Here is a 14,465-nt window from a genome sequence, read left to right on the forward strand (position 1 = left end):
CGTGGGGCGGGGAGCAGGGGGCGGGCGGAAGCCGTCTTTTCTGAACCGGTTGCCGGAACGGGACAAGACGCGGCTGATGTCCTTGGGCAGCCGGCAGCGGCTGCGGCCGCGGGAACCGGTGCTGGCGGTGGGCAAGGCAGGCGTCGACGTGGTCGTGCTGGAGCAGGGGCACGTGAAGGTGACCTCGACCGATCACGAGGCCCGGCAGGTCATTCTGGACGTCGGCGGCCCAGGCGACATCTACGGCGAGGCCGCGGTGATGACCCGGCTGCCGCGGATGGCCGACGTGGTCGCGCTGGACGACGTGGCGCTGCGGCGGATCGACGCGGAGACGTTCCGCCGGTTCCTCCACGAGAATCCGGAAACCACCTATCAGATCAGTGTCCTGCAGAGCGAGCGGTTGTGGAACGCGCAGCGGGAACGCACCAACACCCGTACGCCGGACATGACTGTCCAGATCGCGCGGCGGTTGCTGTACCTGGTCGACGTCTGCGCGAGCGAGCGGGACGGGGGATGGTCGGTGGACGCGCCGCTGACCCAGGAGGAGCAGGCGGCATTCATCCCCGTCTCCCGCGGCACCCTCGCGAAAGCGCTGAAGCAGTTGCGGAGCCAGAACGTGATCGCGACCGGACGGCGGTCGCTGACCGTGATCGACGTCCCCCGGTTGCAGTCCCTCGCCGAGATGACCTAGATCACCCATCCGGCGACAACTGATGGGCGGTTCTGTGCACCGGTGAACAGAACTCGATGCCGGGTAGTCGTGACACTCCTGCCTGTTACCAAATGATGACAGTGCAGGGGGAGAACACCGATGAGCGCGTTCACGTCGAGTCACTACGCCGCGCGCACGCGGGCGGTCATCGTGGTCGACATCGTGGGTTCGTCGCGGGCCAGCGACGACCTGCTCGACCCGATGAAAACCGAGATGGAATCCCTGCTCGCACAGGCGCTGGCCACGACTGGCCTGTCCTGGGACGAGGCCGGGCACCCGCGCGAGACCGGCGACGGCTCGATGCTCGCCTTTCCCGATCACGAGGCCGGACGGCTGGTGGAGGTCGTGTTCCACCTCGACCACCTGCTGCGGTCGCGCAACCGGTACCACCGGTTCCCGATGCGGGCGCGGGTCGCGGTGCACCTGGGGCCGATGGCGGACGACCGGCGGTATCACCGCACGTACATCACCCTGACCCGGCTGCTCAATTCCGCCGCGTTCGGCGAGGTCGTGCGGCACTGGTGCCACGCCGACCCGACCGGCGAGCGGTTCGGGGCAGCGCTGGTGATGTCCGAGGCGATCTGGCGGGCGGTGGTCGAACCGTTCACCGTCGGCCTGGTCCCGCCGGCCCGCTGCGCGCCGATCCACGTGAGCACCGGCGACTTCACCGGCGACGCGTGGATCCACCTGCCTGGCCTCGACACCGCCGGCACCGTCATCAGCTTGCAGGATCCTCCCGTCGCGGCGCTTCCGCCGCTGCCGCCGCAGGGACTCCGGCTCACTCATTTGAACTCCGTCGACGACGCCGACTTCGGCAGTCCGAGCAGCAACGGCCACGCCGACAACGGACTGGCCCACGGTGCCTAGGTTCCGCCCTGACGCTCGCCCTGTCCTCGGCTACAGCATCAGCAGTGCGATCGCGCGCACTCTCGCCAGGCTGCGGGGCCAGCACGTCGCCGTCGTCGCCCACCGCGCGGCCACTGCCGGGCTGAGCGTCAACTCCGGCGAACGCTTCTACCTCATCGACCGGAGACTGCAGACCGACAGCTTCCGGGTTGCTTTGCCCGCCGGGGAAACAGAACGCCGCTGGCTGACGGTGGAAGCCGACTGGTGGATCCATGACCCCTACCTGCTCCTGTCCACCGCGCCCAGCGACGCGCGCAAGCAGTTGCACCACGACATCACGCGGACGGTCAGCGCGTTCGCGCGGATCAGTCCAAGTCCGGAACTGCTCGCTGTCCGTCGGCACGTCGAAGAACGCCTTCGCGGCACAACCACTCGCACCACGGCCGGATGCACCTGGGAACTCACCGCGATCCGCGCCGACGCCCGGCATGTCGGAAAGCCTTGGCGAGCCGGCCTCGACGCCTGGCTGCACCGCTGTCTCCGCGACCCGCCTGTCGACGATCCGCCAGACGGAGGTCAAACGGAAACAACCAACCCGTTCTGAACGCGGCGCACTGTCTTCGGCCCGATCTGAGGGAACAGGTTTGGCGGCTGGCGCGCGGCTGGTACTGAACTCCCGGAACGGGCGACTTCTCACTGAGTTCTCATTTTCGTGCGGGAGAGTGGGGCCAGGCGGAAGGAGGCTGCGGTGCATCTGGTCGTGGTCGACGACGAGGAAGCGGTCCGGGATTCGCTGTCGCGGACGCTGCGCTTCGAGGGCTATACCGTTTCGCTCGCGCGGGACGGGGCGGAAGGACTCGACGTGATCCGGGCGGAGAAGCCGGACGGCGTCGTGCTCGACGTGATGATGCCGGTGCTCGACGGTCTGGACAGCTGTCGAGTGCTGCGTGCCGAGGGCAACTTCGTGCCGATCCTGATGCTGACCGCGCGCACGGGCGTCACGGACCGGGTCGCGGGTCTCGACGCGGGTGCCGACGACTACCTGGTGAAACCGTTCGCGCTGCGGGAACTGCTGGCCCGGGTGCGGGCGCTGCTGCGCCGGGTCGAGTACGACGCCCCGGCGCGTCCGGCCGGGGCCGCGCTCTCCTTCGCCGACCTGGTCCTGGACCCGGAGACCCGGGAGGTTCGCCGGGGCGACCGGCCGATCCGGCTGACCCGCACCGAGTTCGCGATGCTGGAGGCGTTCCTGCGGCATCCGCGGATCGTGCTGACCCGGACGGCGATGTTCGACCAGGTGTGGGGCTACGACTTCGGCAGTTCGTCCAACGGCTTGGACGTCTACGTCAGCTATCTGCGCCGGAAACTCGAAGAGGGCGGCGAATCCCGGCTGCTGCACACCGTGCGCGGGGTCGGCTACGTGCTGCGGGACGACCCGCTGTGAAACGGCTGCGGTGGCGGGAGCGCTCGCTGCGCACCCGGCTCACCGCGATGGTCGCGCTCGCCATGGCCGTCGCGGTGGTCGCGACGTTCTCGGCCGCGTGGTTCCTGACCCGGGCCAATCTGTATCAGCAGTTCGACGCCCAGTTGCAGACTTACGCGCAGGTCGCCGCGAAGGCCGCGGACCCGGCGGAGGCGCTGGCCACGCTGCGTGCGGTGCAGCAGGACAAGTCGGGTCCAGGTTCCGGGCGGGCCGAGGCGATGGCGGTGGAGTTCGTGGACGCGGACGGGGCGAGCGTCGGCGTGGCGGGCGCGCCGCCGTTTCCGACTGGCCCGCAGGCCCGGTTCGTCGCGGCGGGGGACGCGGCGCTCGGCTTCGACGTCGAACGCATCGGCGGGGATCGCTACCGGGTGCGCAGCGTGCCGCGGCCCGGTGGGGGAGCGGTGCTGGTCGCGCGCAATTCCGAAGGCCTGGAGGGAACTCTCGCCGAATTGGGCGGGTGGCTGACGCTGGCCGGGCTGGTCGGCGTCGCCGGTGCGGCGCTGGCCGGGCGCGCGATCGCCAAGACCGCGCTGCGTCCGGTCGCCGCGCTGACGGTCGCCGCCGAAGACGTCGCCAGGACTCAGGAACTCGCCGCCGGCATCACCGTCGCGGGCAAGGACGAACTGGCGCGGCTGGCCGACGCGTTCAACGAAATGCTCGGCGCGCTCCGCCTTTCGCGCGACGAGCAGCGGCGGCTCGTGCAGGACGCCGGGCACGAGCTGCGGACTCCGTTGACCAGCCTGCGCAACAACATCGAGCTGCTGATCCACGCCGAGGGCCAGGACCGGGCGTTGCCGCCGGAGGACCGGACCCGGCTGCTCGCGGACCTCGATGTCCAGTCGGTCGAACTCACCACTTTGGTCGGCGAGCTGGTGGACCTGTCCACTGGCGAGCGGGAGCCGGAACCGGTGGACCGGGTCGACCTCGCGGACGTGCTCGCCGCCGCCGCGGACCGGGTCCGGGCCCGGTCACCGCAGGTGGAGTTCGCCGTGACGCTGGCGAGCGCCGAGGTGAAGGGCCGGGCCGGGGCGCTGGAGCGGGCGGTGCTGAACGTGCTCGACAACGCCGCGAAGTGGAGCCCGCCGGGCGGGACGGTCCGGGCGGCGGTGCTGCCGGAGATCCCGGCGATCGTCGTCTCGGACCAGGGACCGGGCATCGCCGAGGTCGACCTGCCGCACGTGTTCGAGCGGTTCTACCGGGCCGAAGCGGCGCGGTCGAAGCCGGGCTCCGGGCTGGGGTTGGCGATCGTGGAGCAGGTGGTCGGCCAGCACGGCGGGACGGTCCGCGCCGGATCCGCCGACGGCGGGGGCGCGCGGTTCGAGCTGGCGTTCCCGGCCACGGGCGCGTGACCGGGTCAGTCGGGCGGATCCGGTCGCAGGGCGACGGTTGAGCGGAATGCGGCATCCTGTCCGAACCGGCCGGATCCGCTCGGCCAGACGTCGCCGAAGGCTCGCCGCGCCGGGCGAATCCGCCGCGAATTCTCCTGTCCGACACCGGAATCGGCCGATTCCGCCCCGAGTCCGAACCCCGCCGAGCGCTTCTTAACCGAACCCCGGGAAATTCTCATCAGCTTCTCATCCGGCCCGCCCACCGTGGGGCAGGTGACCGGAAGCCTTGTCAGCGCCACTCCCGCGAAGCGGCTCGCCTGGTGGGCGATCGGCCTCACCACGGCCGCGCTTTCGCTGATCGGCACGTTGTCGTTCGCCTTCGACCCGACCGTCGACCCGTTCCGCGACCCGGTCAGCGACTACGCCCTGCACCGGGTCGCCCGGATCTGGTTCGCCCTGGCCGTGCTCCTCGTGCTGGCCGCCGGAGTCCTGCTCGTCGCGGCCGCCCGGGCCACGGCGTTGCCCGCCGGGCGCACCACCATCGTCCTTTTCGGACTGTGGGGCGTCGCGCTGGTGATCGAGCTGGTGTTCCAGGGAAACGCGGCAGTGGGCGAATCGACCTTTCACGGCACTGTTCACCGGATCGGCGGCGCTGTCCTTTTCGGAGCGTTGCCGCTGGCCTGCGCGTCGCTGGGGCGACGACTGAGCGCCCAGCCGCACTGGGCGAAGACCGCGCGCCGCCTCACCGGTTGCGCGATCGCGGGCCTGGTCACCGCCGCTGGTTTCGGCGCCGCCCAGTTCGTCACGGCATTGCCGGCCGGATTGCTCGAACGCGTCGCGCTCACCGCGGAACTGGTCATCCTGATCACCGGTGCCCGCGCGATCGGAAGGGCGGGCCGATGACTCTCGTCGCGATCGCACTGGCGGTGCTTGCCGCGTGTTTCTTCGCCGCCGCCGTCCGCTTTCAGCACCGATCGGTCGAAACCGCCGACGGGACCGGTTTGCGCGCCGTCAGCGCAGTCCTGCGCAATCCGATCTGGCTCGGCGGCACCAGCCTCGCCGTTCTGGGCAGCGCGCTGCACCTGATCGCGCTTTCGCTGGCGCCGCTGGCGGTTGTCCAGCCGATCGGCGTGCTCAGCCTGGTGTTGACTGTCGGGTTCCGAAACCCGGACCGTTCCAGCCGGGCAGTCGGCGCGACTGTCGCGGTATGTGCGGGAGTCGGCGGATTCGTCCTGCTCTCCGCCGCGTCCGTCGGAGTCACCGCTATCCCCAGCCTCGCCAGCGTCCAGCCGGCGCTGCTGGCCGGAGCGTGCGCGGCCGCCGGAGCATGGTTTGTCCGCGGCCGTGCGAAATGCCTGACCCAAGCCGCCGCCGCGGCAGTCCTTTTCGGACTCGGCTCCGCCACGATGCGCGTCGCTGCCCTGCATCTTGTCCACGGGACTCCCGGGACAGGCGCGGTAGTGGCCGCCGAAGCCGGACTGCTCCTGCTGACCGGCGGCTGGCTGATGCACCGCGCTTACGCCAGCGGTCCCGCCGCGGTCGCTGTCGCGGCGACAACTGTCGTGGACCCGTTCACCGCAATCCTCGCCAGCGCACTGCTGTTCGGCGAGCGACCAGTCGCCTCGCCCGTCGCCGCCACTGTCCAAATCGGACTGGCCGCCGTCGCCATTGCCGGCGTCGTCGTGCTGGCCTACGCGAAACCGTCACCTCGACCTGTTCAGGAGCGTCCCATGCCGCATTCCCGGTTGCGTATCGTCATCGGCGCCGACACCTTCCCTCCCGATGTGAACGGCGCCGCCCACTTCGCCGAACGCCTGGCCCGCGGATTGAGCGCCCGCGGCCGCGAGGTCCACATCCTCACCCCACAGCGCGCCGAGGTCCCCGATCCGGACGCCGGCTACACGCTCCATTACGTGCCGTCCCACCGCACGCCCTTCCACCCGACGTTCCGCTTCAGCACACCGCGCCGCGCCCGTCGCACCGCCGCCGAACTGCTGGACGACCTCCGCCCCGACGTCGTCCACGTCCAGTCGCACTTCTCGGTCGGCCGCGGTCTGCTGGCCGCCGCCGAAGAACGTGGCGTCCCCGCCGTCGCGACAAACCACTTCATGCCGGAAAACCTGCTCGGCTTCGTATCGCTGCCCGAACCGGTGACGTCGGCGCTGACCCGCTGGGCCTGGCGCGACTTCGTCCGGGTCTTCCGCCGCGCCGGCGTCGTCACCACGCCGACCCCGCGCGCCGCGCAACTGCTGGAGGAAAAAGGTTTCCCCGGCCCGGTCGCAGTGGTCTCGTGCGGAATCGACCTGGGCCACTACGCCCCGGTCGACCCCGCGCCCGCCGATCCCGTCCGCGTCCTGTTCGTCGGCCGCCTGGACGCGGAGAAGAACGTGGACGACCTCCTCCGGGCCCTGCCGAAAGTCCCGACCCTGCACGCCACCCTCATCGGCGACGGTTCGTGCCGGACGGAACTGGAACACCTCGCCGCCCGCCTGGACGTCGCGGACCGGGTGACGTTCCGCGGGTTCGTGCCGGACGCCGAACTGGTGCGCGCGTACCGGACCAGCCACCTCTTCTGCATGCCGGGCACCGCCGAACTGCAAAGCCTGGCAACGATGGAAGCGATGGCCGCCGGCCTCCCGGTGCTCGCCGCCGACGCGATGGCCCTGCCCCACCTGGTGACCCCGGGCCGGACCGGATGGCTCTACCCACCCGGCGAGACGGAGGTGCTGGGGGAGCGCCTGCTGGAACTGACCTCCGACCCCGCCCTCCGCACGAGAATGGGTCGAGCAGGCCAAGAAGCCGTGGCCAGGCACGGAATAGCCCGGACCCTGGATGCCTACGAGGATCTCTACCGAGCCGCGACTGGGGCGCTTCCGCACACCCCGGTGACCGGCCAGGCAGCGTAACCCGGCAAGCCTGTGTAGGGCCGCGGAAGTCGGCCGAACCACCGCGCATCCGATCGAAGTCTCGGCAACCGCTGTCCGGTCGTTCAGTCGCGCACCGAGCATCTGGTCGCCATCACAGCCAGATGCCCGAGACCGCCTTGAGCAGCGGCACACCAACGGTCTCCTCGGCGGTCTACGGAGCCGGCAGCAGCACTCCTCCCGAGCGCACGCTGTGCTTGAGGGCTTGTATCCGCGAAGAGGTGGCGAGCCGGTAGGTGATGGCGACGTCCGGGCTCGACACCAGCCAGTCCGCCAGCGCGCTCACCGCGAAGCCGGCTAAGTCCGCTGAACAGGCGCGATGCCGGATAGCGGCGGTGTGCAGGACATGCAGGTCTGCTCCGCCGGAGCGGGCGAGGTCGAAAGCGAGCGCCAGCGTGCCGAGGTGCGCGTGCCGGGAGCGCATCTCGGACACCACTGGCCCGCAGCGGGAGCCCGCGAATGCGAGCGGTCTGCCCACGCCGCGGAGGAGCGCTCGCCACGGAACCTGGGCGCACGCGGGTGCCACGATCAGCGAGGAGTCCAGCCTGGCACCAATGGCGAGCAGTTCTGCGGTCCCGCCGGACTCGACGCCGGACACCCGCAGCGCGGGCCAGGCTGCGACCGCCTGCTCGACCGCGTGGTCGACGCGGGCTTCCGGCACCAAACACACTGCTGGGAGAGCAGGATCGAGAGTGATGGGCCACCAGGTCGTTCTGGCGACGACGAGTTCGCAGCCACGGCGTACGGCCGCCGCGGCTGCCCACGACAGCGCGTGCTCCGCTGCCGGGGTGCCGTCGAACGCGACGAGGACCGGTCCGTTCATTCCCGGGCCGGGCCCCGGTCGAGCAGCAGCGCGCGCCGGGCGGAACCGACGTGGTGGCGCATCGCCGCGGCCGCCGCTTCCGGGTTGCGGGTGATGATGGCCAGCAGGATCGCGCGGTGCTCGGCGAGGGAACCTGCTCGCGGGTGCTGCGCCGAGATGTTGCGATACTGGCGCATCACCAAGGGATAGAGCAGCGTGTCGTACGTCCGTGCCAGCGTCGCCTGGTGCGCGGCCGCTTTGACCTGCTGGTGGAACGCCCGGTTGCCCCTCGAATAGGCGGACTGGTCGCCCTTTCCCTGCGCCGCTTCCATTCCCTCCAGAGTCGCGCGCAGTTCGGCGATTTCCCGGTCGGTCGCCCGTTCCGCGGCTTTGCCCGCCAGCGCCGCCTCCAGGGTTTCGCGGGCTTCGAGGATGTCCGCGGCCTCCGACAGGGTGAAGCTGCGCGTGCGGACCCCGCGGTTGGCCTCGCTGGTGACGTACCCTTCCTGCGCCAGCCGCACCAGCACCGAACGGATCGTGCCGCGGGAGACCTCGAACCTGGTGGTCAGATCCGCTTCCGTCAGCCGGGTGTTCGGCTCGTAGGCACCGGAGAGCAGCACGGTCCGCAGCTCCTCGTAGACCTGGCTGTAGCGCGTGGCGCGGCTGTCGCTGTCGACCATGCGGCGCCTAGCCCGGCAGTCCTGGATACAGCCGCCGCGCCGTGCCGCCGAAGATCTCCCGCTGTTCGGCCTCCGGGACTTCCCCGAGAACCTCGCGGGCGAGCGCGACGAGTTCGGGCAGGGATTGTTCCGCGGCGGGGAGATTCGAGCCCCACGCGATCCGTTGCGCGCCGAACGACGTCAGGACGGGGTCGAGGAACGCCGCCGCTTCCTTTCCTGCCGCGTGCAGGGGTTCGAGGTTGCGGTGGGTCAGCTTGAGGTGCAGGCCCGGGTGCACGGCCAGCTTCGCGACCGCCGAACCGGCGTCTCCCGGCGAGGCCGCGATATCGGGGTAGCCGAGGTGGTCCATCAAGATCTGGACCGAAGGGAATCGGTCCAGCAGTGCGTCCAGTTGCGCGGTCGCCGGGCCGAGCCGCATCTGCAGGCACACGGTCACACCGAGTTCGGCGGCTTTTTCCCAGAACGGGAAGCTTTCCGGGACGGCGAACCACTCGCCCTGAGTGGGAACGGTGCTGCCGCTGGTGAACAGCCGGACGCCGGACAGACCGCCGTTGGTGACCTTCTCAAGATGTTCGGCCGCGTCCGGTCGCAGCGGGTCCACGGTGCCGACTGCGAGGAACCGGTCCGGGCGCTGGGCGCGGCTGTCGAGGACGTAGGAGTTGTCGTAGCCGTACGCGGTCGTGGCTTGGACCAGCACCGCGTGCGCGATGCCTGCCTCGTCCATTCGCTGCGCCATCCCGTCGGCGGTGACCGGCCGGGTGGTGGCCCAGCCCGACTGCTTGCCGCCCAGCGGAGCGCGCGGATAGCGGGCGAGGTCGGCGGAGACGACGTGGCAGTGGGTGTCGATGATGTCCATGAACAGCACCTTTCAGGCGTCCGGGTAGTCACCGTCGGCGAACAGATGCCGCGGTTCGGCGGGGAAATCGGCGTCGAGCAGGCCCTGTGCCCGCGAGAACTCCACGAGCGCCCGCAGGCTCGCGTCGTTGGCACCCAAGCCGTACGGGATCGGATCGGCGCCGAGCTGCCGGGTTTGTTTGCCCAGCCGGGGCAGTGCCGACCATTCCGGATCCGCTTCGACCTGGCGGCGCTTGCTCTCGGCGAAGGCGGCGTACAGCGCGGTCGGCAGGTCCGGGTCGCGTTCGACCAGTTCGCTGCGTACCGCGATCACCGAGTGCAGGGGGTAGATCCCGGTGCGCAGATGCCAATCGAGGGCGAGAACCTCGTGGTTGGGGAACAGCGGATAAGGACCGTCCTCTGTGGACTCTGCCGGTGCCGACCACCCGGCTCGCGGCGCACCGGCCCGGCCCGTGCCCGCGTTGCCGCTCAGCGCGGCGTCGATCTCCCCGGCGCGCAGCAGTTCGCTGAGCGACCGGCCGTCGGTGACGTGCTCGACGTTCGACGGTGCGCGGCCCTCGATGTGGTCCTCGTCGTCGACGACCCAGGTCACCGAGCCGAGGTCGACGCCGTATTCGTCGTGGAGGATCCCGCGCACCCAGACGCCGGTGGTGACGGTGTAGGCGCGCACGCCGATCCGGGTCCCCGCCAGATCGGCGGGGAAACGGATTCCGGACGCCGCGCCGCACTGCACGTCGGCGTGGTGGAAGCGGCGGTTTAGGAAGACCGGGATCGCGGTCAGCGCGACGCCTGCCTGCCGGGCCATCAGGTAGGAGGTGGGCGCGAGTTCGCATACGTCGAACTCGAGGTCGCGGATCATCCGGCGGTACGCGCCGATCACCGGCGTCACCTCGACCGGTTCCACCGCGCGGCCGGGAATCTCGACGTCGCCGTTCAGCAGCGCGCGTCCGTGTGCGTAGTCCCCGAGGACCATCGAAAGCTTTTCCATGTCGTGCCTTTCTTTTCTGGGTTCAGCCGAGCCGCGATGCGGACACGCCCAGCGCTTCGCACGTCCGGTCCACGAGTTCGTCGAACGAGACGGCGCGGGGGAGCACCTGTTGTTCGAAGGCGTAGCGGGCGACCTCGGTGACCGGTCCGCGCAGTCCCTCGAACCCGACGGGATTGAGCTCGGCCGGGCCGGTGCGCACTTGCGCCGCCAGTGCGTCGTAGACCGCGAGGACCGCCTTGGCGTCGGCCGCCGGATCGAACGCGACGACGTGGTTGATCGGGGCGAACCCCTTGCACTCGGCCCACTTCTCGGCCACCGCCAGCGCATCCGGGATCGCGGTGCGGATGCGGCCGTCCGAGGGCAGTTCGTTGCCCATGATCCCGTAGTCGAGCTTGCCGTCGAGGAAGTCGGCGGGCAGCTTCGAGCCTTCGGGAGCCCGCTTCGTCCACGACGGATCGGTGTACTCGGGCACATGGCCGTCCTCGTAGGTGATCCAGTCCACTTCGGACAGATCGAGGCCGTAGTCGTCGGCGAGGAACCCGCGCAGCCACACGCCGGTGGTCTGGCTCCACGACCGCACGCCGACGGTTTTTCCGCGCACGTCGGCCAATCCGGGCTCGCCGAGCGTCACCAGGGTCTGGTGCTGGTGGCGGCCGAGCGCGGTGATCGGCAGCAGCGCTACCGGCTTGCCGTACGCGACCGCCTGCAGAAGCGTCACGATGGCCAGTTCGCACACGTCGACGGTTCCGTCGTTGACGAATCCGCGCGAGGCTTTGTGCACGGGACGGATGCCGAGGCGTTCGGGGGACGCCCCGGCGGTCTCGGCGGCTTCCAGTGCGGCGGCCGCGAGGTCGTCGCGGCCGAGCACGATCTTCATGTCGGGGTTCCTCTCCTGGTCGGGCACGCTCACACGTCCTCGCCGTACTGGATCCGGCGGTAGGGCACGCTCAGCACGTCACGGGTGATCCGGACGTCGATCACGGTCGGCCGCGGTTTGCGGACGTATTCGCCCAGCGCGGCGCGAAGTTCCTCGACGCTGCGGACGGTCGCGCCGCCACCGCCCAGTGCCCGGGCTACCGCGCCCAGTTCGGGCGTCGGGATGACGGCGAGTGCGGGATCGAGTCCCTTGGCGCTCGCCTTGTGGTACTCGGCGCCGAGGCCCTCGTCGTTCATCACGACGACGAGCACCGGCAGGTCGTAGCGGCAGGCGGTCTCGAATTCGGGCAGGTGCATGAGGAAACTCGCGTCGCCCTCGACGACGAACACCGGTTCGCGCTTGGCGACCGCGGCGCCGATGGTCAGCAGCGGGGCCTGTCCGATCGCGCCGAACATCCCGTAGTTGGACGTGACCTCGCGCGAACGCTGGAACAGCATGGTTCCGAAGTCCGTCTGGTGCCCGCTGCCGAGCACGAGGCCGATCTCGCCGGGCAGTTCGGCGTCGATGACCGCGATCGCTTCGCGCGGGTCGAGGAGGCCGGGTTCGCGGCGGTATTCGGCCGGGTCCACGAGCGGGGCGGTGAGCCGGGCGTGCACCTCGGCGGTGTGGAAGCCTTCGAGTTCGACGCCGCGTCGTTCCAGCGCGGTGGTCAGTGCGTCCAGCCCGGTCACCGCGTCGGCCTGGACGTAGCTGTCCGCGACGCGGCCGTTGCCCATCACGACGTGCGGCGCGGTGTCGATCTGCACGAATTTCGCGTCCGGGAAGAGATAGCCGCTTTCGATCGTGTAGTGGTTCAGGCTCGCGCCGACCGCGACAACGCAATCGGCTTCCTGCAGCAGTTCCATCGCGACCTTGCTGCCGAACAGCCCGGCGATTCCGACGTGGTACTCGGTCTGCCCGTACAGCCAGTTCTTCGCCTGCAACGTAGTCGCCAAGAGCGCACCGGTTTGCCGTTGCAGCGCGAGGACCTGCGCCGCTGCGTCTGCGCTCCGGGCGCCGCGGCCGGCGATGAGCACCGGCCGTTTGCTCGCCGCGAGCAGGTCCGCGGCCTGCTCGATGCTGGCCGGATTCGGCAGCAGCGCCGGGGTCCGCAGCAGGTCGGTGGACGGCGAATACGGCAGGACGTCCTCGAATTCCTGCAGTTGCACGTCGATCGGCGCGCTGATCATGACCGGCCGGGGCTCGGTGCGCGCGAGATAGAACGCGCGCCGCACGATCTCTTCGGCCGAGTCCGCCTTCGCGACCTGCAGGAACTCGCACTCGATCGCGGCGGCGAACCGGCGCTGGTCCAGGTACTGGACGGCGCTTTCGTCGCCCAGCGGGGTTTCGCCGCAGAACGCGACGAGAGGGATACGGGCGCGGCTGGCCACCAGCATCGAGGTGGCCAGCTGCGCGGTCCCCGGCCCGCTCGTCGTGGTGACGACGCCGGGACGGCCCGACGCGCGGGCGAACCCGTGCGCCATGCCGAGCCCCGCGCCCTCGTGACGCACCTCGTAGAGCCGGGTTCCGTGCCCGGCCAACGCGTTCATCCAATGCATGTTGGCGTCGCCCATCATGCCGAACACGTCCGTGACGCCTTCGGCGGCGAACGCCGCGGCCAGTGCTTCGTAGACCTTCACCGCGCGGCCTCCTGCTTCGCGAAGCGGCGGGCGAGGCGCGGGAACACCCGCAGCGCGTTGCCGCCGTAGATGGCTTCCCGTTCGGCGGGGCCGAGGGAATCGAGGGAATTCAGCAGCGCGAGGGTGTCGTCGAACCGGTGCCCGGTTTCGGGATCGACCGAACGGACGGCGCCGATCATCTCCGAGGCGAACAGGATGTTCGCGGAAGGCACGATGTCGGTGAGCAGTTCCAGCCCGCGCCGGTGATACACGCAGGTGTCGAAGAAAACGTTGCCCAGCAAGGCATCTTCGAGCGGAGGGCGGCCGCGGTCGAGCATCATGCCCCGGTAGCGGCCCCAGTGGTACGGGACCGCGCCGCCGCCGTGCGGCAGGATCAGCCGCAGCGTCGGGAAATCGGTGAACAGATCGGATTCGCACAGCTGCATGAACGCCGCGGTGTCGCCGTTGAGGTAGTGCGCGCAGGTGCCTTGCACAGCTGGGTTGCGCGACATCGCGACGTGCACCATCGCGGGCACGTCCAACTCCGCCATCTTCTCGTACAGCGGGTAGTAAACGCGGTCGGTCAGCGGCGGCGCCTGCCAGTACCCGTCGGACGGATCGGGGTTGAGCAGGCAGCCGACGAATCCGAGTTCCGTCACGCAGCGCTCCAGCTCGGCGGCCGACGCGCGGACGAACTCGGCGAGCGCGTCCCCGGGCGACTGCGGCAGCTGGCACACGCCGACGAAGTGGTCCGGGAACAGGCCGCAGACACGGGCGATGAGGTCGTTGCTCACCCGCGACCACACCCGGCTGGTCTCGGCGTCGCCGTAATGGTGCGCCATTTTCCCGGCACCGGGCGAGAACAGCGTGACGTCGGTGCCGCGCTCGCGCTGCAGCTTGAGCTGGCCGTTCTCGATCGCGGCGCGGATCTCGTCGTCTTCGATGCGCAACTCGTCGGGGGAGTGGCGCGCACCGGTGGCTTCGAACTTTGCGATCTGCCGTTCGCGCCACTGGCCGAGCGCGGCCGGAGCGGTCGTGAAATGACCGTGGCAGTCGATGATCACGGGATTCCTCCTGGGTAGGGTCAGCGACCGGCCAGCTCGCGGGCCCGGTCGAGGCCGGGATAGCTGCGGACCGGTGCGGTCATGAGGAAGCGGTAGCCCTCGTCGAGGACCTGTTCGGCGTTGCGGGCGGTGACGTGCGGATGCCCGACGACGACGTCGTGCTCCCGGCAGATCGCGACGATCCGCTGCCGGGCCTCGACCATCAGCGGGTGCTCCAGCTGCCGCGGCACGCCGAGTTCCTGGCTGAGGTC

15 protein-coding genes are annotated in these 14,465 nt (G+C 70.2%); 7 read left to right on the plus strand and 8 right to left on the minus strand.

What is annotated here, in order from left to right; genetic code table 11:
- Positions 1 to 76: 76 nt before the first annotated feature.
- The 7 genes from ACWDNU_RS07635 (at position 77) to ACWDNU_RS07665 (ending at position 7,272) form a co-directional block, all read left to right on the plus strand.
- Complete coding sequence (locus tag ACWDNU_RS07635; protein WP_344284206.1) at positions 77 to 691, plus strand: Crp/Fnr family transcriptional regulator; 615 nt, start codon at positions 77 to 79, stop codon at positions 689 to 691.
- Positions 692 to 811: 120 nt separating this feature from the next.
- A complete protein-coding gene (locus ACWDNU_RS07640) occupies positions 812 to 1,579 on the plus strand; it encodes a hypothetical protein (RefSeq protein WP_344284209.1) in 768 nt (255 codons plus the stop codon).
- The gene (locus tag ACWDNU_RS07645) at positions 1,572 to 2,162 is read left to right on the plus strand and encodes a hypothetical protein (protein ID WP_449668184.1); all 591 of its coding nucleotides are present in this window, start codon (positions 1,572 to 1,574) and stop codon (positions 2,160 to 2,162) included. Before ACWDNU_RS07640 ends, ACWDNU_RS07645 begins: the two co-directional genes overlap by 8 nt.
- Positions 2,163 to 2,306: 144 nt before the next feature.
- On the plus strand, positions 2,307 to 2,999 hold the full coding sequence (locus ACWDNU_RS07650) for a response regulator transcription factor (RefSeq protein WP_449668185.1): 693 nt from the start codon (positions 2,307 to 2,309) through the stop codon (positions 2,997 to 2,999).
- Positions 2,996 to 4,387, plus strand: a complete 1,392-nt coding sequence (locus ACWDNU_RS07655; RefSeq protein WP_449668186.1) for an ATP-binding protein — start codon at positions 2,996 to 2,998, stop codon at positions 4,385 to 4,387. Before ACWDNU_RS07650 ends, ACWDNU_RS07655 begins: the two co-directional genes overlap by 4 nt.
- Positions 4,388 to 4,639: 252 nt before the next feature.
- The gene (locus tag ACWDNU_RS07660) at positions 4,640 to 5,269 is read left to right on the plus strand and encodes a DUF998 domain-containing protein (RefSeq protein ID WP_449668187.1); all 630 of its coding nucleotides are present in this window, start codon (positions 4,640 to 4,642) and stop codon (positions 5,267 to 5,269) included.
- Positions 5,266 to 7,272 (plus strand): glycosyltransferase, encoded by a 2,007-nt coding sequence (locus ACWDNU_RS07665; RefSeq protein WP_449668188.1) that lies wholly within the window; start codon positions 5,266 to 5,268, stop codon positions 7,270 to 7,272. Before ACWDNU_RS07660 ends, ACWDNU_RS07665 begins: the two co-directional genes overlap by 4 nt.
- 172 nt (positions 7,273 to 7,444) lie before the next feature.
- On the opposite strand, the gene ACWDNU_RS07670 is transcribed toward ACWDNU_RS07665, so the two are convergent.
- The 8 genes from ACWDNU_RS07670 to ACWDNU_RS07705 all read right to left on the minus strand — a co-directional run.
- Positions 7,445 to 8,113, minus strand: coding sequence for a universal stress protein (locus ACWDNU_RS07670; protein ID WP_449668189.1), 669 nt, complete (start codon positions 8,111 to 8,113; stop codon positions 7,445 to 7,447).
- Positions 8,110 to 8,772, minus strand: coding sequence for a GntR family transcriptional regulator (locus ACWDNU_RS07675; protein ID WP_449668190.1), 663 nt, complete (start codon positions 8,770 to 8,772; stop codon positions 8,110 to 8,112). Before ACWDNU_RS07675 ends, ACWDNU_RS07670 begins: the two co-directional genes overlap by 4 nt.
- Before the next feature lie 7 nt (positions 8,773 to 8,779).
- Positions 8,780 to 9,628: an amidohydrolase family protein gene (locus ACWDNU_RS07680; protein ID WP_449668191.1), complete on the minus strand. Its 849-nt coding sequence runs from the start codon at positions 9,626 to 9,628 to the stop codon at positions 8,780 to 8,782.
- Positions 9,629 to 9,640: 12 nt separating this feature from the next.
- Complete coding sequence (locus ACWDNU_RS07685) at positions 9,641 to 10,615, minus strand: hypothetical protein (protein WP_449668192.1); 975 nt, start codon at positions 10,613 to 10,615, stop codon at positions 9,641 to 9,643.
- Positions 10,616 to 10,637: 22 nt separating this feature from the next.
- Entirely contained in the window at positions 10,638 to 11,492 is an 855-nt protein-coding gene (locus ACWDNU_RS07690; protein WP_449668193.1) for a hypothetical protein, read from the minus strand.
- Between the two features lie 29 nt (positions 11,493 to 11,521).
- Entirely contained in the window at positions 11,522 to 13,171 is a 1,650-nt protein-coding gene (locus ACWDNU_RS07695) for a thiamine pyrophosphate-binding protein (protein WP_449668194.1), read from the minus strand.
- Positions 13,168 to 14,214 (minus strand): amidohydrolase family protein, encoded by a 1,047-nt coding sequence (locus tag ACWDNU_RS07700; RefSeq protein WP_449668195.1) that lies wholly within the window; start codon positions 14,212 to 14,214, stop codon positions 13,168 to 13,170. The genes ACWDNU_RS07695 and ACWDNU_RS07700 overlap by 4 nt, the downstream gene beginning before the upstream one ends.
- A gap of 20 nt (positions 14,215 to 14,234) precedes the next feature.
- Positions 14,235 to 14,465: hypothetical protein (locus ACWDNU_RS07705; protein ID WP_449668196.1), on the minus strand; the 231-nt coding region annotated here is incomplete at its 5' end.

This window comes from Amycolatopsis sp. NPDC003676, from assembly GCF_053587275.1.

What these genes read in the sequence shown, in the direction of transcription:
- ACWDNU_RS07670 (WP_449668189.1), bottom strand. Translation starts at nt 8,113, where the DNA reads ATGAACGGACCGGTCCTCGTCGCGTTCGACGGCACCCCGGCAGCGGAG.
- ACWDNU_RS07675 (WP_449668190.1), bottom strand. Translation starts at nt 8,772, where the DNA reads ATGGTCGACAGCGACAGCCGCGCCACGCGCTACAGCCAGGTCTACGAG.
- ACWDNU_RS07635 (WP_344284206.1), top strand. Translation starts at nt 77, where the DNA reads ATGTCCTTGGGCAGCCGGCAGCGGCTGCGGCCGCGGGAACCGGTGCTG.
- ACWDNU_RS07680 (WP_449668191.1), bottom strand. Translation starts at nt 9,628, where the DNA reads ATGGACATCATCGACACCCACTGCCACGTCGTCTCCGCCGACCTCGCC.
- ACWDNU_RS07690 (WP_449668193.1), bottom strand. Translation starts at nt 11,492, where the DNA reads ATGAAGATCGTGCTCGGCCGCGACGACCTCGCGGCCGCCGCACTGGAA.
- ACWDNU_RS07665 (WP_449668188.1), top strand. Translation starts at nt 5,266, where the DNA reads ATGACTCTCGTCGCGATCGCACTGGCGGTGCTTGCCGCGTGTTTCTTC.
- ACWDNU_RS07685 (WP_449668192.1), bottom strand. Translation starts at nt 10,615, where the DNA reads ATGGAAAAGCTTTCGATGGTCCTCGGGGACTACGCACACGGACGCGCG.
- ACWDNU_RS07640 (WP_344284209.1), top strand. Translation starts at nt 812, where the DNA reads ATGAGCGCGTTCACGTCGAGTCACTACGCCGCGCGCACGCGGGCGGTC.